The 19,203-nt window shown below is 58.0% G+C and carries 16 protein-coding genes; 9 read left to right on the forward strand and 7 right to left on the reverse strand.

The window, feature by feature from the left end; all coding sequences use genetic code 11:
* Positions 1-65: 65 nt before the first annotated feature.
* A complete protein-coding gene (locus ACYX4K_RS06810; protein WP_475092878.1) occupies positions 66-746 on the reverse strand; it encodes a type 1 glutamine amidotransferase domain-containing protein in 681 nt (226 codons plus the stop codon).
* A gap of 176 nt (positions 747-922) precedes the next feature.
* Between ACYX4K_RS06810 and metH the strand changes: the two genes are divergently transcribed.
* A complete protein-coding gene (metH, locus tag ACYX4K_RS06815; RefSeq protein ID WP_475092877.1) occupies positions 923-4,618 on the forward strand; it encodes a methionine synthase in 3,696 nt (1,231 codons plus the stop codon).
* Positions 4,619-4,691: 73 nt separating this feature from the next.
* Complete coding sequence (locus tag ACYX4K_RS06820; RefSeq protein WP_475092876.1) at positions 4,692-4,901, forward strand: DUF2970 domain-containing protein; 210 nt, start codon at positions 4,692-4,694, stop codon at positions 4,899-4,901.
* A 212-nt stretch (positions 4,902-5,113) separates the two neighbouring features.
* On the opposite strand, the gene ACYX4K_RS06825 is transcribed toward ACYX4K_RS06820, so the two are convergent.
* A complete protein-coding gene (locus ACYX4K_RS06825) occupies positions 5,114-5,248 on the reverse strand; it encodes a hypothetical protein (RefSeq protein ID WP_475092875.1) in 135 nt (44 codons plus the stop codon).
* Positions 5,249-5,542: 294 nt separating this feature from the next.
* Between ACYX4K_RS06825 and ACYX4K_RS06830 the strand changes: the two genes are divergently transcribed.
* Both ACYX4K_RS06830 and ACYX4K_RS06835 read left to right on the forward strand, forming a co-directional pair.
* Positions 5,543-7,207 (forward strand): nitrite/sulfite reductase, encoded by a 1,665-nt coding sequence (locus tag ACYX4K_RS06830; RefSeq protein ID WP_475092874.1) that lies wholly within the window; start codon positions 5,543-5,545, stop codon positions 7,205-7,207.
* Positions 7,191-7,760 carry a DUF934 domain-containing protein gene (locus ACYX4K_RS06835; protein ID WP_475092873.1) on the forward strand — a complete coding sequence of 190 codons (570 nt, stop codon included), beginning with the start codon at positions 7,191-7,193 and terminating at the stop codon, positions 7,758-7,760. The genes ACYX4K_RS06830 and ACYX4K_RS06835 overlap by 17 nt, the downstream gene beginning before the upstream one ends.
* A gap of 29 nt (positions 7,761-7,789) precedes the next feature.
* On the opposite strand, the gene ACYX4K_RS06840 is transcribed toward ACYX4K_RS06835, so the two are convergent.
* The 4 genes from ACYX4K_RS06840 to ACYX4K_RS06855 form a co-directional block, all read right to left on the reverse strand.
* Complete coding sequence (locus ACYX4K_RS06840; RefSeq protein WP_475092872.1) at positions 7,790-8,827, reverse strand: ArsA family ATPase; 1,038 nt, start codon at positions 8,825-8,827, stop codon at positions 7,790-7,792.
* A 19-nt stretch (positions 8,828-8,846) separates the two neighbouring features.
* On the reverse strand, positions 8,847-9,140 hold the full coding sequence (locus ACYX4K_RS06845; protein WP_475092871.1) for a cory-CC-star protein: 294 nt from the start codon (positions 9,138-9,140) through the stop codon (positions 8,847-8,849).
* Positions 9,141-9,192: 52 nt separating this feature from the next.
* On the reverse strand, positions 9,193-10,869 hold the full coding sequence (locus tag ACYX4K_RS06850) for a carbon starvation CstA family protein (protein ID WP_475092870.1): 1,677 nt from the start codon (positions 10,867-10,869) through the stop codon (positions 9,193-9,195).
* Positions 10,870-11,041: 172 nt separating this feature from the next.
* Positions 11,042-12,265 carry a CaiB/BaiF CoA transferase family protein gene (locus tag ACYX4K_RS06855; protein ID WP_475092869.1) on the reverse strand — a complete coding sequence of 408 codons (1,224 nt, stop codon included), beginning with the start codon at positions 12,263-12,265 and terminating at the stop codon, positions 11,042-11,044.
* A gap of 266 nt (positions 12,266-12,531) precedes the next feature.
* Here ACYX4K_RS06855 and ACYX4K_RS06860 point away from each other — a divergent pair, with 266 nt between their 5' ends.
* Positions 12,532-12,876: an Mpo1-like protein gene (locus ACYX4K_RS06860; RefSeq protein WP_475092868.1), complete on the forward strand. Its 345-nt coding sequence runs from the start codon at positions 12,532-12,534 to the stop codon at positions 12,874-12,876.
* Here ACYX4K_RS06860 and ACYX4K_RS06865 read toward each other — a convergent pair.
* The gene (locus ACYX4K_RS06865; protein WP_475092867.1) at positions 12,873-14,324 is read right to left on the reverse strand and encodes a TyrR/PhhR family helix-turn-helix DNA-binding protein; all 1,452 of its coding nucleotides are present in this window, start codon (positions 14,322-14,324) and stop codon (positions 12,873-12,875) included. The genes ACYX4K_RS06860 and ACYX4K_RS06865 overlap by 4 nt on opposite strands.
* 197 nt (positions 14,325-14,521) lie before the next feature.
* On the opposite strand from ACYX4K_RS06865, the gene phhA reads away from it, so the two are divergent.
* The 4 genes from phhA to ACYX4K_RS06885 all read left to right on the forward strand — a co-directional run bounded on the left by phhA (position 14,522) and on the right by ACYX4K_RS06885 (position 19,170).
* Entirely contained in the window at positions 14,522-15,322 is an 801-nt protein-coding gene (gene phhA, locus ACYX4K_RS06870) for a phenylalanine 4-monooxygenase (RefSeq protein ID WP_475092866.1), read from the forward strand.
* A gap of 293 nt (positions 15,323-15,615) precedes the next feature.
* Positions 15,616-16,086, forward strand: a complete 471-nt coding sequence (locus ACYX4K_RS06875; RefSeq protein ID WP_406827804.1) for an Lrp/AsnC family transcriptional regulator — start codon at positions 15,616-15,618, stop codon at positions 16,084-16,086.
* Between the two features lie 71 nt (positions 16,087-16,157).
* Positions 16,158-17,837, forward strand: a complete 1,680-nt coding sequence (locus ACYX4K_RS06880; RefSeq protein ID WP_475092865.1) for an aminotransferase class V-fold PLP-dependent enzyme — start codon at positions 16,158-16,160, stop codon at positions 17,835-17,837.
* A gap of 163 nt (positions 17,838-18,000) precedes the next feature.
* Positions 18,001-19,170 (forward strand): cation:proton antiporter, encoded by a 1,170-nt coding sequence (locus tag ACYX4K_RS06885; protein WP_475092864.1) that lies wholly within the window; start codon positions 18,001-18,003, stop codon positions 19,168-19,170.
* Positions 19,171-19,203 lie beyond the last annotated feature (33 nt).

Consider the following 19,203-nt stretch of genomic DNA (forward strand, 5'->3'; position numbering starts at 1 on the left):
CTTTCTCAACGCAGAGCTGGGCACTTTGGCGAAGCGAACAGTTACACAACTTTCCGCATGGACCACTAGGCAGACAATGCGCCCAATAACGACCGCGCCGTGGCCTCGGATGAGGCCGGGTTCTGGCCGGTAATCAGTAACCCATCGGTCACCACATGACTCTGCCAGTCCTCGCCCTTGGAGTAATGCGCGCCGTGCTGGTTCAGCATATCTTCCAGCAGAAACGGCACCACCTCCGTCAAACCCACCCCCGCCTCTTCGCTGTTGCTAAAGCCGGTAACCTTGCGACCGCGCACCAGCGGCTCACCGTTTTCCGACACAGTGTGCCGAAACACCGCAGGGGCATGACAGACAGCAGCAACCGGCCTCCCCGCGCGCTGGAACCCGTGAATGAGTGCGATAGACCGCTGATCTTCGGCGAGATCCCAGAGAGGGCCGTGACCACCGGGAAAGAACAGCGCATCAAAACCTTCCGCATCGACTTCGTCCAGTGAGCGGGTATCCGCCAACGCAGCCTTGGCAATGGGGTCGCCCCTGAAGCGCTTGGTGGCGAGCGTCTGGGCATCCTCTGCGTCACTCTTGGGGTCCAGCGGCGGCTGCCCGCCCCTTGGCGACGCGAGGGTCACATCGGCCCCCGCATCCACAAAGACATAATAGGGAGCGGCAAACTCTTCCAGCCAGAACCCCGTTTTCTGTCCCGTATCACCGAGCTGGTCATGGGATGTGAGCACCATCAGTATCTTCACGGTGTACTCCTTGCTGAGCGATGAATTTGCAGAACCTGAGTGTAGTGTGAGCAACGCTATAACCTTTGGTTCCGTTGCCATAAATACATGATCTTAAGACGTGACTGAGAAGCCTGAGACTTGGGGCAATTGTGCTAAGATTGCCGCCCTTTTGGTCCCCGGTTTAAGGAAAACCCATGTCTGAGCAGTCCCGCGATCAACGTCTTAAACAGCTGTACGCCGCCCTGGGCGAGCGCATCCTGATCCTGGACGGCGGTATGGGCACCATGATCCAGCAGGAGAAGTTGGAGGAAGCGGATTACCGGGGCAAGCGCTTTGCCGACTACCCCTCCGATATCAAGGGTAACAACGACCTGCTGGTACTGACGCAGCCGGATCTGATCGAGCGCCTGCACCGGGAATACCTGGAAGCCGGTGCCGACATTATCGAAACCAATACCTTCAACGCCACCCGTCTGTCCCAATCCGACTACGACATGGAAGACCTGGTGCCGGAACTGAATCGGGTAGCCGCCCAGGTCGCCCGCCGCGCCGCTGACGCCCTCTCCTCACCGGAGAAGCCGCGCTTTGTTGCCGGTGTCCTGGGCCCGACATCCCGCACCGCCAGTATCTCGCCGGATGTAAACGATCCGGGCGCGCGCAATGTGACCTTCAACGAGCTGGTCGAGAACTATATCGAGTCCACAAACGCGCTGATCGACGGCGGCTCGGACCTGATCCTGATCGAAACCATCTTCGACACCCTGAATGCCAAGGCGGCTATCTACGCGGTACAGGAAGTATTTGACCAGCGCGGTTTCGAGCTGCCGATCATGATCTCCGGCACCATTACCGATGCCTCTGGCCGCACCTTGTCCGGCCAGACCACCGAAGCCTTCTACTACTCGATCGCCCACTCCAAACCGCTCTCCGTCGGTCTGAACTGTGCCCTCGGTGCCACCGAATTGCGCCCCTATGTGGAAGCACTGTCCGGCGTCTGCGCAGGATACGTATCCGCCCACCCCAATGCGGGCCTGCCGAACGAATTCGGCGAGTACGACGAGACTCCGGAAGAAACTGCGGCGATCGTAAAAGAGTTCGCAGAGGCCGGCTTCCTGAATATTCTCGGCGGTTGCTGCGGCACCACGCCCGACCACATCCGTGCGATTGCCAATGCCGTGGCCGATCTGCCACCGCGCAAGTTGCCCGAGATCAAACCGGCCTTGCGCCTCTCCGGCCTTGAGCCCTATGTGGCCGATGAAAACGCCCTGTTCGTGAACGTGGGCGAGCGCTGTAACGTCACCGGCTCTGCGCGCTTCAAGCGCCTGATCATGGAAGAGGATTACGATACCGCCCTGCAGATCGCCGCCACCCAGGTGGAAGACGGGGCTCAGGTCATCGACTTCAACATGGACGAGGCGATGCTGGATTCCGTCGCCGCCATGCGCCGCTTCCTCAATCTGTGCGCCACCGAACCGGAAATCGCCAAGGTGCCGTTTATGGTGGATTCCTCCAAATGGGAGGTCATCGAGGCTGGCCTGCAGTGCATCCAGGGCAAACCCATCGTCAACTCCATCAGCCTGAAGGAAGGTGAAGAGGAGTTTATCGAGAAAGCACGCCTGTGCCTGCGCTACGGCGCCGCCGTGGTGGTGATGGCCTTTGACGAAAACGGCCAGGCGGACACTTTCGAACGCAAGATTGAAATCTGTAAGCGCAGCTACGACGTGCTGGTGGACAAGGTCGGCTTCAACCCGACGGATATTATTTTCGACCCGAACATCTTCGCCGTCGCCACCGGTATCGAAGAGCACAACAACTACGCGGTGGACTTTATCGAAGCCACCCGCTGGATTCGCCAGAACCTGCCAGGTGCCAATGTCTCCGGTGGTGTCTCCAACGTATCCTTCTCCTTCCGCGGCAACAACCCGGTGCGCGAAGCTATCCACTCCGTATTCCTGTATTACGCGGTAAAAGCCGGCATGAATATGGGCATCGTCAATGCGGGTATGCTGGAGGTCTACAGCGACCTGCCGGACGAACTGCGGGACAAGGTGGAGGATGTAATTCTCAATCGCAACGATGAAGCCACCGAAGCCCTGCTGGATATCGCAGAAAAATACCGCGGCGATGGCAGTACTGCCGAGCGCAAGGAAGATCTGGCCTGGCGCCAGTGGCCGGTAAAGAAACGCCTGGAGCACGCGCTGGTAAAAGGCATCAACAATTTCATCGAAGAAGATACCGAAGAAGCCCGCGCTGCCTCCACACGTCCACTGGATGTGATCGAAGGTCCGCTGATGGACGGCATGAACGTGGTTGGCGACCTGTTTGGCGAGGGCAAGATGTTCCTGCCACAGGTGGTGAAGTCCGCCCGTGTTATGAAACAGGCGGTGGCCTACCTGCAGCCGTATATCGAAGCCGAGAAAACTGCAGACAGCAAACCCAACGGCCGCATTCTGATGGCCACGGTAAAAGGCGATGTGCATGATATCGGCAAAAATATTGTGGGCGTGGTGCTGGCCTGTAATAACTTCGAGGTGATCGATCTCGGCGTAATGGTGGCTGCGGAAACCATTCTGCAAACCGCGAAAGAAAAGAACTGCGATATCATCGGCCTGTCCGGCCTGATTACGCCTTCTCTGGATGAGATGGTACACGTGGCCGCGGAAATGGAACGGCAGGGTTTTGATATTCCCCTGCTGATCGGCGGCGCCACCACCTCCAAGGCACACACGGCAGTGAAGATCGAACCGCAATTCAAACGCAACCAGGTGGTCTATGTAGCAGACGCCTCCCGTGCGGTGGGTGTTGCCAGCAACCTGCTGTCCGACGAGCTGCGTCCCGGCTTTATCAAAAGCGTGCAGGAAGAGTACGTAAAAGTGCGCGAGCGTACCGCCAACCGCAAACGCAATGACCCGCGCCTGACTTACCCCGACGCCTTGAAGGCAGGCCCGCAGTTCGACTGGGCAAACTTCAAGCCAGTCGTTCCGAACAAGCCGGGCCTTACCGTACTGGACGATTTCCCGCTGGAAAAACTGGTCGACACCATCGACTGGACGCCCTTCTTCATCTCCTGGGATCTCGCGGGTAAATACCCGGCGATCCTGAACGATAAAGTGGTCGGCGAGGCCGCAACGGATCTGTTCAAAAATGCGCAGACCATGCTCGCCGATATCATCGACAACAAGCGCCTGAAAGCCCGTGCGGTGTTTGGCCTGTGGCCGGCCAATGCGGACGGCGACGACATCGTGGTCTACACCGATGAAAGCCGCACCACCGAGCGCGCCCGCCTGCACCAGATGCGCCAGCAGGTGCAAAAGCGCGGTGGCGATGGCCTGTGTCGCTCGCTGGCCGACTTTATCGCGCCCGTCGGTAGTGGTGTCGAAGATTATGTCGGCGGCTTTGCGGTAACCACCGGCATTGGCGCCGACGAACTGGCCGCGGAGTACGAGGCCAAGCACGACGACTACAGCGCAATCATGGTCAAGGCACTGGCGGATCGACTGGCGGAATCCCTTGCCGAATACCTGCACCGGGAAGTCCGCAAAAACTACTGGGGCTACCAGCCGGAAGAAACCCTTAGCAACGAAGAGCTGATCAAGGAGCGCTATAGCGGTATCCGCCCCGCTCCCGGCTACCCCGCCTGCCCCGACCACACGGAAAAGGCCACCCTGTTCAAACTGTTGAATGCGGAAGAAAACGCAGGGATGGAGCTGACTTCCAGTTTCGCCATGATGCCCGCCGCCGCAGTGAGTGGCTGGTACTTTGCACACCCGGAGTCAAAGTATTTTAATGTGGGCAAGATTTCCCGGGATCAGCTGGAAAGCCTGGCCGAGCGCAAGGAAATGAGCGTTGAGGAACTGGAACGCTGGCTGCGCCCGAATCTCGAGGACTGACTTACGTTCGCTAACCACTTACTCTGCAGGAGTCTGTAAGCAGGCTCCTAAACCAAGATGTGTGGAGAGGATTATGGAAAATAACGACAAGAAACCCTCATTCGGCCAGGTAGTGCTCAGCACCCTCGCCGCGGCGATTGGCGTGCAGTCGAGTAAAAACCGCGAGCGGGATTTCAAAGGCGGAAGCTTCAAGGCCTATATTGCTGCCGGAATTATTTTCACCGCACTGTTTGTACTAACGCTGGTGCTGGTGGTGAAAACCGTGTTGAGCAATATGGGCTGAGCAATAAGCAAAAATTGCCGGGCAAGATCGGATAATAATTCTCAATTGTATTTACAGCTTTAGCGCTAGTCCTGCGACTCAAACCGTAAAACCAATAGAACATCGCCGGCGACCCGAACGCCGCCAGTAAAAAGAATCATTCGCAAATACCTATCCTGCTCTTATAAAAAGAGACACTCAGGTAAAGGGTTATTTTCTGGGGAGCCCGGGCCTTAGCCCTGTGAGGCAACCCAGTAAATACAGGTAGCGACAAAGATGGCCACCAGTGCCACCGCCGCAATGGCGTCTACAACGTTATCGCTATCGTCGGATACAACTACTACATCTCTTACTGCTTGATCGTTCATCGGAATACTCCGTCTCTCAAGAAATCATTATTGTTTTAAAGGTAGCAGCACCGCTAAAAAGCGCGGTTTCTCAAGTAGATCAAATCCCCACGCGGGGTGCAACCGTGCAGTATTTCGCCAGTTATACACGGGCGAGCTACTTATAACCGGCGGTTACTAAGGTAGCGAAAAAAATTGTTATTTTTTGTATAAGGCGGCTGGTATGTTATGCGCCACTCAGGGTCATAGATAGGCTCCAGAAGACCCTCTGGGCGCTGTGAGACCAGCGCAAAAAAGTAATGGAATCAAGCTCTTATGTATCGATACGACGAACAGGACCACAAGCTGATCCGGGAACGGGTGGCCCAGTTTCGCGGCCAGACCGAACGCTATCTCGCCGGTGAACTGAGCGAAGAAGAATTTTTGCCTTTGCGCCTGCAAAATGGCCTCTATGTTCAGCGACTGGCACCCATGCTGCGCATCGCGGTGCCCTACGGGCTAATGAACAGCAGCCAGGTTCGTCGACTGGCGCACATCACCCGCAAGTACGACAAGGGCTATGCGCACTTCACTACCCGCCAGAACGTCCAGCTCAACTGGCCAAACCTGGAAGATGTGCCCGATATTCTCGCGGAGCTCGCGGAAGTAGAAATGCACGCGGTGCAGACCAGTGGTAACTGTATCCGCAACACCACCACGGACCAGTTCGCCGGTATCGCCCGCGATGAATTGATCGACCCTCGCCCCTACTGCGAATTGATTCGCCAGTGGTCCACATTCCACCCGGAATTCGCCTTCCTGCCACGCAAATTCAAAATTGCGGTATGTGGCGCTGAAGAAGACCGTGCGGCCATTCGCGCCCACGATATCGGTGTACAGATCGTCAGGAACGACAAAGGCGAAACCGGCTTCCAGGTATTCGTCGGCGGCGGCCTCGGCCGCACCCCGATCATTGGCGTTGCGATCCGCGACTTCCTGCCGGAGACCCACTTGCTCTCCTACCTTGAAGCGATCGTTCGCGTGTATAACCAGCTGGGCCGCCGCGACAACAAGTTCAAGGCGCGCATCAAGATTCTGGTAAAGGCCATGGGCGCGGAAGAGTTCGGTCGCCGTGTGGAAGCGGAGTGGGAACAGATCAAGGACGGCGTCGAAGAATTGACACCGGAAGTGATCGAGTGGTCCAAGCGGTTTTTCCCGGAGCCCGCGTACAAGTCCTTCAGTGAAGGCCATGGTGAAGCGGTATTGCGCGATCAGTCCGGTGGTGACAAGGCGTTCGCCCGCTGGCTCGAACGCAATACTTTCCCCCATCGCGTAAACGGCTACCAGGCCGTCACACTGAGCACCAAGCCTACCGGTATTCCACCGGGCGACGTTACCGATCGCCAACTGGAAGCCATCGCCGATCTCGCCGACAAATACAGCTTCGGCGAAGTGCGCGTAACCCACGAACAAAATGTGGTTCTGGCAGACGTGGAGCAGGAAAAGCTGTTCGACCTGTGGCAGGAGGCCCGCAAACACGGCTTTGCCACCCCGAACATCGGCACCCTGACCGATATGATCTGCTGCCCGGGTGGCGATTACTGCTCCCTGGCCAATGCCAAATCCATTCCCGTTGCGGAAGCCATCCAGCGCAAGTTTGACGACCTGGATTACCTCTACGACCTGGGTGACCTGGACCTGAATATCTCCGGTTGTATGAACGCCTGCGGCCACCACCATATTGGCCATATCGGCATTCTCGGCGTCGACAAGAAAGGCGAAGAGTTCTACCAAGTTCAGCTGGGCGGCAGCTCCAATGAGAAAGCCAGCCTGGGTAAAGTACTCGGCCCCAGCTTCTCCCGCGATGAAATGCCGGAGACCATCGGCAAGATTCTCGATGTGTTCGTAGAGAACCGTCAGCCGGAAGAGTTCTTTATCGACACCTACAACCGCATCGGGCTGCAGCCATTCAAGGAGCGTGTATATGCCAAAGCCAGCTAACCTCTCCGCGAAAAAGCCGGTAGGCGCGCAACCTGAAAACCCGGCGCAACTGATTGTTGACGGCGCGGTTGTCGAAAACGAATGGAATCTGTTGCCGCTGGGCGGCGATGAAGAGATCAGCGCGAGCAGCCTCGCACCGGGCAAGGTGATTCTGCCCTTGAGCGTGTGGCTGGAACTGCGTGAAGATCTAGCGGGCCGCAAGGACGAAATCGGTGTGTGGCTGGACAGCGACGAAACCGCAGACCTGATTGGCGACTACGCCAGCGAATTGCCGCTGATCGCCGCTCACTTCCCCGCGTTCACCGATGGCCGTGCATTCACCGCCGGCCGCCTGTTGCGCCAGCGCTATGGTTTTACCGGCGAACTGCGTGCGGTGGGTAATTTTATCCGCGACCAGCTGACCTACCTGACCCGCTGTGGCTTCAACAGCTTTGCTTTCCAGGGCGAACAGCCTCTGGCAGGACTGTTGGAGTCCATGCAGGATTTCACGGACAGCTATCAGTCTGCGGTAGATCAGCCCCTGCCGATTCATCGCCGTCGCGCACTCGCATAACTTACCTTGCGTAAGTAAGCGGCGAGCCTCTATAACAGCCCGACAGTTTCACTGCCGGGCTGTTTTTGCATCCGGCCGCCAGATTCTGACGCTTTCACCAGTTGTGAAGCCAACCACTGCAGCCCTTCCCTGCCCTGCAGAACGTTTCCTGTCATCGGTAATGCCAGGCTGGGCAACCCGCCTAACTGTTCCGTTATTTGACCGAGTACTCGCTGCTGGCACTCCCAGGCACCCCGCAAAAACGGAATCTCTGCGGCCTCTTCCGGTAGTAACCGGTTCAGCAAAAGACCGGCAACCGGAATCCCGCTGTTCTTGAGCGCTAACGCCGCTCGCCGGGTTTCGTTCAACGGAAGCATTTCCGCTGTCATGACAAACACAAACGCGCTGAGTTGCGGGTCTTTGAGCGCATTCGCGGACTCCCGAAAACGCGCCTGACGCTCCACGAGCGGCGCCAGTTGCGCGCTCACGGCCTGATTCGGCGTCTCTACAGTGCCGGCAAACTTCCCGAGCACATCCCGAAAACGCCCAGCGCGCTCTTTCTGCGCAACAAGCCCCTCTGTCCATGCCGACATAACCACGGGCAGGGAAAGCAGCCGCAGGGTATGGCCGGTTGGTGCCGTATCGAAGATCATCAAATCAAATTCATCGCGATTCTGAATCAACCGCGTGATTTCATCCAGAAGCGCCGCTTCTTCCGCTCCGGGAGAGTGGCGGGTAAGGTGCAACTGTTTCTCCAGCTGTCCACGCAATGCCACGGCCACATGCGGGAGCATCTGCTGCCGCACAGACTCGAGATACCTTTCCAGCGCGAACTCCGGATTAATCTCCAGCGCATGCAGGTTTCCGGCGCTCCAGGGAATCTCGCATCCGGCAGAGCCGATTTCACACCCAAACAGGTCACCGAGATTGTGCGCGGGATCGGTGGATACCAGTAACGTCTTCAGCCCGCGACCGGCGGCGATCGTCGCCAGAGTGGCCGCCATCGTACTTTTGCCAACCCCACCTTTGCCGCCCACCATGATCAGTTTGCGGCGTAGTAAGTGTTCCAGGTCGATCGATATTGTCATCGGGTCATGGGCTCTTTGGTTAACAGCAACGCATTTCATCCAATGGCGAACGCTCCATCCCCATACGCCGGTGCCACTGATGAAATCGCTCCAGCATTTGCGGCTGCAATTCCAGGGTGTAAAAACTGACGGGATTGGGAATACCCAGGGACTCGGCGTAGATCAGCAGCATAAACAGATCTTCCTCATCCCGCGCCGCCCGCGCCAGCGCACTGCGATAAGGCGCGCTGTAATAGACATCCAGCTGAGCGCTGATACGACGGAACACCAGCTTCAGGTTTCTCGGTAGCCCAGACTTGTTTTCGCCATCCATGGTTACACCCTCCTCAGAGGTTTCCGTTTATCGCCAGATCAGTGCACGTGTATCACAGCTCTTCGCCACCGATTTCTGCGGCCGGCTTTTTAAATGCCGAAACACATTCCAGTGTCACGAGCATTGCAGCGACGAGTACCACAAGGTCCAGGCTCAGCAGGAACCAGTCTTTTTTCTGGTAAAACTCATTTAGCTGAATCAGCAGTGCGGCCAGCGTCATCAGCAACAGAAAGACCAGTGGAACCAGAGTGAGCCAGACCGGACGATTCAAACGCACCAGCATCACCGAAATCACTAGCAGCGTGAGCCCCGCCAACAACTGATTGGTGGTGCCGAACAACGGCCAGATCAGAAGTCCACCGGAGCCGTCCGCGCCCCCTGCACCGAATGCCAGCAACACACAGCAGGCCACCGCCATCATCGTGGCCGGCAAAGGCTTCCCGAGCCAGCGGATGCCGTAAATCTCCCCAAACTCCTGGAAGATATAGCGCTGCAGGCGCAAGCCGGTATCCATGGTGGTGCCGGCAAACAGCGCCGCCATCACCGTCAGCATGGTGCCGGAAACCGCCGCATCAATACCCACCCCCTGATTGAGAATGGCCGCGCCGCCGTCCACAAAGGCCTGCACGCCACCCTGGCCAAAGGCACTGTATACGGCCTGCCAATCACCCAGAGACGCAAACCCCGCACAGGCTGCAATAATCGCTGCCAGCGCCAACGCGCCCTCGCCGATCGCCCCGAAGTACCCCACAAAGCGCGCATCGGTTTCTTTATTCAATTGCTTGGACGTGGTGCCGGAAGCCACCAGTCCGTGAAATCCGGAGATGGCACCGCAGGCAATCGTAACGAACAACAGGGGTATCAAGGGTGGCGCGCCCTCCGGCACCTGGTGATTGATCATCGGTGCCACAAGCTCCGGGCTCGCAATAAGCACCGCGGAATACAACAAGATCAACCCGACGAACAGCTGCAGGCCATTGATGTAATCCCGCGGTTGCAGCAGCACCCATACCGGCAACAGAGAGGCGACCGCGGCGTAGGCAAACAGAATCAGAATCCACGCGGCTTTGCTGGAAAGACCCACCACCGTTTCCGGCAAAGAAACCGGCACCGAAGGGCCGACATAAATCAGCGCATACAGGGCTATCACCCCGAACAGGGACACCAGCGCGAGATTGAATTTGAACCGGTAAATCAGCTGGCCAATGACCAGCGCTACCGCGATTGCCCCCCAGATTGGCACTACCGAGCCCGGGTTGTCGATCAACAGCCCGGCGATCACCACCCCGAACACGGCGTTGACCATCAGCAGCACCAGGAAAATCACGATCATAAAGATGCTGCGAGCACGCTTGCCGACCACGTGCCCGGTCAGGGAACCTACCGACAACGCCCGATTGCGCACGCTGGCCCAGATAGCACCGCTGTCGTGCACCCCGGCAAAGAAGATGGTGCCGAAGACGACCCACAGAAACGCGGGCAGCCAACCCCAGATAACGGCAATTGCCGGACCCACAATCGGCGCGGCACCGGCAACTGAGGTGAAGTGGTGGCCCCAGAGTACAAATTTGTTGGTGGGCACATAGTCCACACCGTCTTCAAATTCGTGCGCCGGGGTAATGAAGTCAGGGTCGAACCGGTAAATGCGCTCGGCAATAAAGCGCGAATAGAAATAATAGCCCGCAGCCATGCCACCCAGGCCGAGTACCATCAGCAATATCGCGCTCATGCACAGTTTCCTTATTTTGTGCTGTTAGCTTTATTGCTGTGATACTAGCGCAGTCGTCTAAACCTACACGGCCTGTGGCGCAACGCTCTTTATATTGGCGCAAATAGGCACACGTCGACCGGCGTACTTCGATAGAAAGGCGCCCCTCGAAGCAGCGATCAAACGAGCCGCGTCAGATAACCCCCTGTGCGCGCAGATCTTCAATCTCACCCGGCGACAGGCCCAGCTCGGCTTCCAGTACAACCTGGGTATGCTCGCCAAGGGTCGGCGGCGCCTGTTGGTATTGCAGCGGTGATGCAGAGAACTCCAGGGGGTTGCGCACCGTGCGCACCTTGCCGGCCTGGGGATGCGGCTGCTCAACCACCATACCCCGCGCCATTACCTGCGGATCCGCAAATACCTGCTGCAGGTTATTGATAGGCCCGCAGGGCACGTGGGCGGCACTCAACTGCTCCAGCCACCAGGCTGCGGGTTTGCTGGCGGTTGCCGATTCGATCAGGGGTACCAGCGTATCGCGGGCTTTCACCCTGTCGCGATTGGTGGCATAAGCCGGGTTTGCGGCGAGCTCATCCAGCCCCGCAATCTGGCAGAACTTCTGGAACTGGCTGTCGTTACCGACCGCCAGCATAAAATAGCCGTCGCTCGCGGGTACCGCCTGGTAGGGAACGATGTTCGGGTGCGCGGTGCCCTGGCGCTCCGGGCTGACGCCGGATGTCAGATAATTTTGTGCCTGATTGGCAAGCCACGCCACCTGTGTATCGAGCAGCGCCAGATCGATGTGCTGTCCCTCGCCGGTCTGATCCCGGTGAATCACCGCGGCCAAAACCCCCGAGACCGCATACATCCCGGTCATCAGATCCGCCACCGCGACCCCCACTTTCTGAGGGCCGGCACCGGGTTGCCCCTCGGGCACGCCAGTCATACTCATCAGACCACCCATACCCTGGATCATGGCATCGTAACCGGCACGCCTGGCGTAGGGACCGGTCTGTCCAAAGCCGGTGATCGAGCAGTAGATAATGCGCGGATTGATCTGGCGGATGGCGTCGTAATCGAGACCGTATTTCGCCAACCCGCCTACCTTGTAATTCTCCAGCAGGATGTCGCACCGCTGCGCCAGTTCCGTGATCAGCTTCTGGCCGGCGGCCTGGGTGATATCCACGGTAATGGACTTTTTGCCGCGGTTTGCGCTGAGATAGTAGGCGGCATCGTCGGTGTCCTGTCCTTTGGAGTCCTTGAGGTAGGGAGGACCCCAGTGCCGGGTATCATCACCCTTGTGCGGGCGTTCAACCTTGATGACCTCAGCACCGAAATCCGCCAATACCTGACTGGCCCAGGGACCGGCGAGAATACGGCTGAGATCGAGAACTTTCAGGTGGGAAAGAGGACCAGGCATGGCGATTCCTTGTAGTCATGGACAGCCCTGAAGCGGCAACCGCCCGAAAACGTGATCACAAATTTGGAGCGAAGATTAGCAGAACCCTCAGGTGCCGTCGAAACTGATCGGTCTGTAGTGCACCAGAAGCTGCAATGTCCCTTTCAGACCAACGTTGAGTACCGGGTTCTGGTTAGAATCCGGAGTATCAACTTTCATCCAAAACAATACTTACTCCAGCAGACAACTTACGCCTACATACAATAAGCAATAAACAGGATAGCGAGATGGCCGAAAATACCATGCAGCAATCGAATGACCGGGAGGAAACTCCGCGCTTCAATTCATTCCGCGAGTTCTACCCGTTTTACCTCAATGAACACAGCAACCTGACCTGTCGCAGACTGCACTTTGTCGGCACTACGCTGGTGATTGGACTGGTGATTACCGCTGTTGCCACGAAAAACTGGCCACTGCTGTACGCAGTGCCACTGGCCGGATACGGATTCGCCTGGGTTGGCCACTTCTTTTTCGAACACAACCGCCCTGCCACGTTTAAAAATCCGTTTTACTCCCTGTGGGGCGACTTTGTGATGTTCAAGGACATGCTGATCGGAAAGATCGAGCGCTAGTCGGCCAGTCCGTATTTGCGCAGCTTGTTGGCGACAGCGGTATGGGAGATGCCCAGCCGCCGAGCCAGCGCGCGGCTGGAGCGCAGCCTTTTGGGCTGGCTTTGCAGTAACTCCTCCAGAATCCCCCGCTCGACTTTTTCCATCTGCTCCGCCAGTGTCAATCCGCGCCCCCAGGCGCTCCAGGACTCCTGCACTGGCGCCGAACCCCGTTCCGCTACCGCCGAAAAGTCGTCAATGGATAAATTCGCCCCACCGCGGGCACGCAAATGTGCAATTGCCGCCCTGAGCTGCTCCTCCAGCCCACTGAAATTTGTCGGCCAGTCCATTAATTTCAACTGATCTGAAATCGTGTCGGGCTCGCCGCCTTGCCACACCGCGCCAAGGGTTTCGGAAGCGCTGCGAGAGATTTGATCGACCATCAGGGAACAAAAGCGCGCGATTGCCGGGCGCATAGCGCGCAGTGGCGGTAACTGAATGCAGCAGCCTGAAAACAATTGCTGCACTGCCGGCGCGAGCCCGCCGAGCTGCGTGGCGGTCAGAATCAGTCGCGGCCTGAAATGGCGCTGCAGAACCATTTCCGCCAGACGCCTCTGAACCTCAACCGGCACGGCATTCAGGTCATCCAACAACACCACGGTTTCAGCAGGGAGGTCGGCAAGGTATTCAATACGTTGCCGGTCCAGTTCTTCACCACAACAGCGATATACCCTGCCGCGCTCCGCCAGCGGGCTCAGGTAATAGGCCGCGTTCAGGAAAGTGGTTTTGCCACTTCCCCGTTCACCCAAAATCAGCAGCGGCGCACTCAGTGGCGCAAGCTGCTGCAATTGCAGACAGCAATGGCGACGCAAATCGAGGTCCCAAAGCACCTGGGGCTCCGGTGGCACCTGCGCGGTGGTTTCCCCGGTGCTGGCAGCCCGAGGCTGTAAGGTCAGCACAGCCCCCGCCAGTGAAGCAACCGCACCCGGGGCATCGTCCAGCGTGATTGGGGACCAGTCCAGGGTATAGGGGCGACCGCGCACGGCAACGGGGAAACCGTAACGGGGCGCAGTAAGACCGCGCAGCAGCTCCTCCAGTTGTAAACGCGGCAGGAAGCGCTGCAACTGCATGCCCGGTGCCTGCTCCAGGCTCACACCGAACGCCCTGGCTGCGGCAAGGTTGGCCGCAATGATGCGCCCTTCCGGATCGACAGATAGCACCGGATCTGCCACATGCCGCAGCAGAGTATCCAGTTCGAAGTGGCGCCGTTCCGAGGGAATCAGATCGATCCGGCGCACCTTCCGAACACCGGGAACCCGCTGCAGTGCCTTCTCGATGGACTGAAACTGGGTGATGAGCAGACCAGGCGCCCACAGGTAGACCTTGTCCCCGCTGTCTCCACCAATTTCACCAGTGCGTACATTTATCCGGAAATCAGCAAATACACCCATGATTTCCTGCAAAATACCCACTCGATCGCTGCAAGTAATTTCAACTCTCATAGCCAGACTGTAAACCTAAATTTACAGAAAGTGTAGACAGCGGCCGCTCGAGCATACTGGTTTTACCCCACCTCCCCTGCCGCACCCCGGCGCAGATGTCTAAGAATAGAGAGACGATAAAAACAGATGTGGCGGCATATCCGTGACCGCCCACCGCGGAGATAGTCATGAGCAGCAGCAAAAAGCCCAGTAAGTACGTGGCCCGTGAACCCAATGCCGAAGGCTTTATTGCCTATACGGATCTGGAGCACCAGACCTGGCAACGCCTGATTGAACGGCAACTGAAGGTGGTACCCGGCCGCGCCTGCGATGAATACCTGCACGGCCTGGAGCTACTCAACCTCCCCCTGGACCGCATTCCACAGCTGGAAGAAGTGAGCCGGGTTCTGCGTCGTGAAACCGGCTGGGAAACTGCCCGGGTACCCGCACTGATTGGCTTCGAGACCTTTTTCCGACTCCTGTCGGAGCGCAAGTTCCCGGTTGCCACCTTTATCCGCTCCCCAGAAGAATTCGACTACCTGCAAGAGCCGGATATCTTTCATGAGATTTTTGGCCACTGCGCCATGCTCACCAATCCGGCCTTTGCCAACTTTACCCAGAAGTACGGCGAGCTTGGCCTCAATGCATCACCGAAAGAGCGCGCCTATCTGGCCCGCCTTTACTGGTTCACCGTCGAGTTCGGGCTACTGAACACCAAAGACGGCCTGCGCATCTACGGTGGCGGGATACTGTCGTCGCCCAAGGAAACCCTGTACGCCCTCAGCGAAGAACCGGTGCGCGCCCCGTTCGAGGTGGTGGATACCCTGCGCACGCCTTACCGCATCGATATAGTGCAGCCGATTTACTACGTATTGAGTGATCTGGAAGAGCTCCAGCAGCTCACAGAAATCGATCTGATGGCGCGAGTGCGCGAGGCCATGGCCGCGGGGCTCTTCGAGCCTATGTTCCCGCCCAAAGAAGCGGCGTAAGGGAAACAGCCCGCACAAAACAAAATTCCTACATCTCCCCTGTAGCTTGGCCGGGCATTGCCCGGCTTTTTTGATGGTCATAAGTGGAGGGAAAAATTCCACTACTGATGTGGAAATACTGAGATTATCGTTACGGGCAAGACACGGGGCACAGCAAACGATTCTTCAAAGGCCCGCCAATGTCGGATCTCGCTGTGCCTTTCAAAATTACCGGGGTATTTTGTTGCAAGGGACTGCACGCAGACAGTGAATAATGGAACCGATCCCCGCGTTTTTGGGAGCGCTGTAGCACTATGTCCTCACTCGACGCGATTGATCGACAACTTCTTGCCATTCTTCAATCTGATGTTAGCCTCTCCATCGAAGAGCTGGCCGAGCGCGTGGGCCTTACCAAGACCCCGTGCTGGCGCCGGATACAGAAACTGGAGAAAAGCGGCATCATACGCCGCAAGGTGGCTCTGCTGGATGCCGAAGTCCTCGGCCTGCCGGTCTCGGTTTTCGCCCAGGTGAAAACCAACCAGCACACCGCAGAGTGGGCAGAATCTTTCGCCCGCGCCATGGCTGAATTGCCAGAGGTGGTCGACTGCTACCGTATGGCGGGCGACTACGACTACGTCCTGCGTATTGTTGTCAGCGATGTAGCCGCCTACGACCGCTTCTACAAAAAGCTGATCGGCCACTCCGGGATTTCCGACGTGTCCTCCACGTTTGCCATGGAGCAAATCAAGAGCACCACGGAGCTGCCCATACCAACCGGTGAATAGCACCAGCTCAATGACTGATTCTGAATAACGCCCGCGGGTGATCCTCGCGGGCGCAGTACATTGAGGTTGCCATGAACAATTCGACCAATAATACCGCCCGCCAGGCGCCCACTGCCCCATCCTGCGCTCCGGAAACCGCCGAACTGCTGCAACGGATCCGCGACAATGTCATCGGCGAGCGCATGCCCATGCAAACGCCCTTCGGCGAGCGACCGCTGGTCTATGCGGATTACACCGCCTCCGGCCGTGCACTGCAGTTTATTGAGGACGCCATCCGCAACCAGGTATTACCCTGGTACGCCAATACCCATACCGAAACCTCCGCCACCGGCCGCCAGACCACTGCGTTTCGCGAGCAGGCCCGAGCGGCCGTACGCAAGTCCGTGAACGCTGGCGAGGACCACGCGATTATCTTCTGCGGCTCCGGCGCCACCGCCGCGGTAAACCGCCTGGTGGACTGTCTCGGGTTGCGCAAGGACAGCTACAAACGCTTCGGCGGCAACGCCGGCAGCATTGCCGATGACAAACGCCCGGTGGTATTTATCGGCCCCTACGAACACCACTCCAACGACCTTCCCTGGCGGGAGTCCATCGCCGAAGTGGTCACCATTCCCCAGGACAATCTGGGCGGCGTCAACCTCGAGGCACTGCAAAAGGCCCTGGATCAATATGCGGACCGGCCACTGAAGATTGGCAGCTTCTCCGCCGCCTCCAACGTCACCGGCATCCGTACCGACGTTGACGCGGTAACCCGCCTGCTGCACCAGAACAACGCCCTGTCGTTCTGGGACTATGCTGCAGCAGCGCCCTATGTCGGAATCGACGCGCAGGGTGACGGTGAGCTGACCAGCAAAGACGCTCTATTTATTTCACCGCACAAGTTTGTCGGCGGTCCGGGCACACCGGGTATTCTGATTCTGCGCCGCGACCTGCTGCCGGAAAGCCAGCCCGCAGTGACCGGCGGCGGCACCGTATCCTGGGTCAGTCCCGCGCGTCACACCTACCTGCCCGCGGGCGAACGGCGCGAAGAAGCCGGTACACCGGCCATTGTGGAATCCGTGCGCGCGGGCATGGCGTTCGCACTCAAAGATCAGGTCGGTGCCGACACCATCGAGGCCCGGGAGGATTACTGGCTCGCCCGTGCATTTGAGCGCTGGTGCCACAACCCCAACATTCAGATTCTCGGTGGCACCGAAGCCCGGCGGGTCAGTATCGTCTCACTGCATCTGCTCCACGCCGGCAAGCCGCTCCACCACGGCTTTGTGGTCGCCCTGCTGAATGATCTGTTCGGCATTCAGGTCCGCGGCGGCTGCTCCTGTGCGGGCCCCTACGGACACCACCTGCTGCACCTGACCGACGAGCAGAGCACCGCCATCGAAAAACTCGTCAGCGAGGGTGAAAGTATTCTGAAACCGGGCTGGGTGCGACTGAACTTCAACTATTTCCTGGATGAGGAAACCGTCGACTACCTGATCGACGCCATCGATCTGATCGCTGAACACGGCCACCGCATGCTGCCCTTCTATCAATACGATGCAAGCCACGGGGTCTGGCGCTACCAGGGCATTGAAGCGGACGCGCCAATCGCTGTCGGTTTTGATATGGCCGGCAGTGCACCGGCAAAAGTGGCAACGCCCTTACCTGAGTTTATTCAACAGGCGAGATCCATTCTGGCAAATCCACCGGGGGAAGTGTGTCAGCAGCCGGTACTGTCTAAAGAAGGGGAAGTACTCCGCTGGTTTCAGCTCTAACTAGAATCGTCATACCGGCGAATGCCGGTATCCAGCCCCACAAAACCTGGATGCCGGATCAAGTCCGGCATGACGCTCGGTCAGGTCCACGCTTGAAACGGCACTCACTCCCCGCCGATAATGGCCGCATAACCAAGAACCCAGTCTGCTTCAAGGATGCGCAGTGCCTGAGACCTCCCTGTTCCAGTCGTTCTTCCTGATCTTCAGTGGCGCTGCCGTTTTGGCCTCCCTTGCGCTCTGGGGGCGTCAGCCGTTGCTGGTAGCCTACATCGCCCTTGGCTGCCTCCTCGGTCCCTCGGTCTTCGGTGTTATCGACAATGTTGCGCTGATGGCAGAGATGTCCAGCATCGGCATTATTTTCCTGCTGTTCCTGCTCGGCCTCGACATGCAGCCGAAAGCGCTGATTTCAGTACTGCGCAAAGCCACCTTTGTTGGCCTGATCAGCTGCGCGCTGTTTCTCGGGCTCGGCTACGCCATTGGACACCTGTTCGGGTTTACCGACACCGAGTCGTGGGTGATCGGTATGGCCATGATGTTTTCCAGTACCATCATTGGTATCAAGCTGCTGCCGACCACTGTGCTGCATCACAAGCACCTGGGTGAAATGATGGTCGGCCTGCTGCTGTTTCAGGACTTTGTCGCCATTACCTGCCTGATGATTCTGCTGAGCGGCAGCACCGGCTCCGTCGACTTCGCTCGTCTGGGTACTTCTTTTGCGGCACTACCGTTACTGATCGCTTTTGCCTGGGGCGCAGTGCGCTATGTGCTGCAACCGCTACTGGCAAAATTCGACCGTTTCCACGAATACGTATTCCTGCTCGCGCTGGGCTGGTGTATGGGAGTTGCGGAGCTGGCAGAAGTGGTGGGACTTTCACGGGAAATCGGCGCGTTCATTGCCGGTATTACCCTCGCGACCAGTCCCATCTCCCAATACATTGCCCTCAGCCTCAAGCCACTGCGGGACTTCTTCCTGATTCTGTTCTTCTTCAGTCTCGGGGCCCAGTTCCATCTGGATATGGTGCCGGAAATCGCCATCCCCGCACTGGTGGCCGCGACAGCGGTACTGATCATCAAACCGGTGGTATTTCGCTACCTGCTCGGACAGCAGAGCGAACGCAAAATACTTGCGTGGGACATCGGCTTCCGCCTCGGCCAGATCAGCGAATTTTCCCTGCTGATTGCCTTCCTCGCCGTCAGCCAACAGCTGATAGGCAGCAAGGCCTCACACCTGATTCAGGCCACAGCGATCCTGACCTTCCTAGTGTCGTCGTATATCGTGGTATTGAATTTCCCCAATCCTATTGCGATTAAGGATGAGTTACGGCGGGATTGATCCGCGACACTTAACACATCGCTATTAGGCGAC

It is taken from the genome of Microbulbifer sp. ABF4_107 (genome assembly GCF_056312215.1).

Coding starts and splice junctions, on each gene's coding strand:
- ACYX4K_RS06880 (WP_475092865.1), top strand. CDS start 16,158: ATGAACAATTCGACCAATAATACCGCCCGCCAGGCGCCCACTGCCCCA.
- ACYX4K_RS06830 (WP_475092874.1), top strand. CDS start 5,543: ATGTATCGATACGACGAACAGGACCACAAGCTGATCCGGGAACGGGTG.
- ACYX4K_RS06875 (WP_406827804.1), top strand. CDS start 15,616: ATGTCCTCACTCGACGCGATTGATCGACAACTTCTTGCCATTCTTCAA.
- ACYX4K_RS06855 (WP_475092869.1), bottom strand. CDS start 12,265: ATGCCTGGTCCTCTTTCCCACCTGAAAGTTCTCGATCTCAGCCGTATT.
- metH (WP_475092877.1), top strand. CDS start 923: ATGTCTGAGCAGTCCCGCGATCAACGTCTTAAACAGCTGTACGCCGCC.
- ACYX4K_RS06825 (WP_475092875.1), bottom strand. CDS start 5,248: ATGAACGATCAAGCAGTAAGAGATGTAGTAGTTGTATCCGACGATAGC.
- ACYX4K_RS06850 (WP_475092870.1), bottom strand. CDS start 10,869: ATGAGCGCGATATTGCTGATGGTACTCGGCCTGGGTGGCATGGCTGCG.
- ACYX4K_RS06835 (WP_475092873.1), top strand. CDS start 7,191: ATGCCAAAGCCAGCTAACCTCTCCGCGAAAAAGCCGGTAGGCGCGCAA.
- ACYX4K_RS06820 (WP_475092876.1), top strand. CDS start 4,692: ATGGAAAATAACGACAAGAAACCCTCATTCGGCCAGGTAGTGCTCAGC.
- ACYX4K_RS06860 (WP_475092868.1), top strand. CDS start 12,532: ATGGCCGAAAATACCATGCAGCAATCGAATGACCGGGAGGAAACTCCG.
- ACYX4K_RS06840 (WP_475092872.1), bottom strand. CDS start 8,827: ATGACAATATCGATCGACCTGGAACACTTACTACGCCGCAAACTGATC.
- ACYX4K_RS06845 (WP_475092871.1), bottom strand. CDS start 9,140: ATGGATGGCGAAAACAAGTCTGGGCTACCGAGAAACCTGAAGCTGGTG.
- phhA (WP_475092866.1), top strand. CDS start 14,522: ATGAGCAGCAGCAAAAAGCCCAGTAAGTACGTGGCCCGTGAACCCAAT.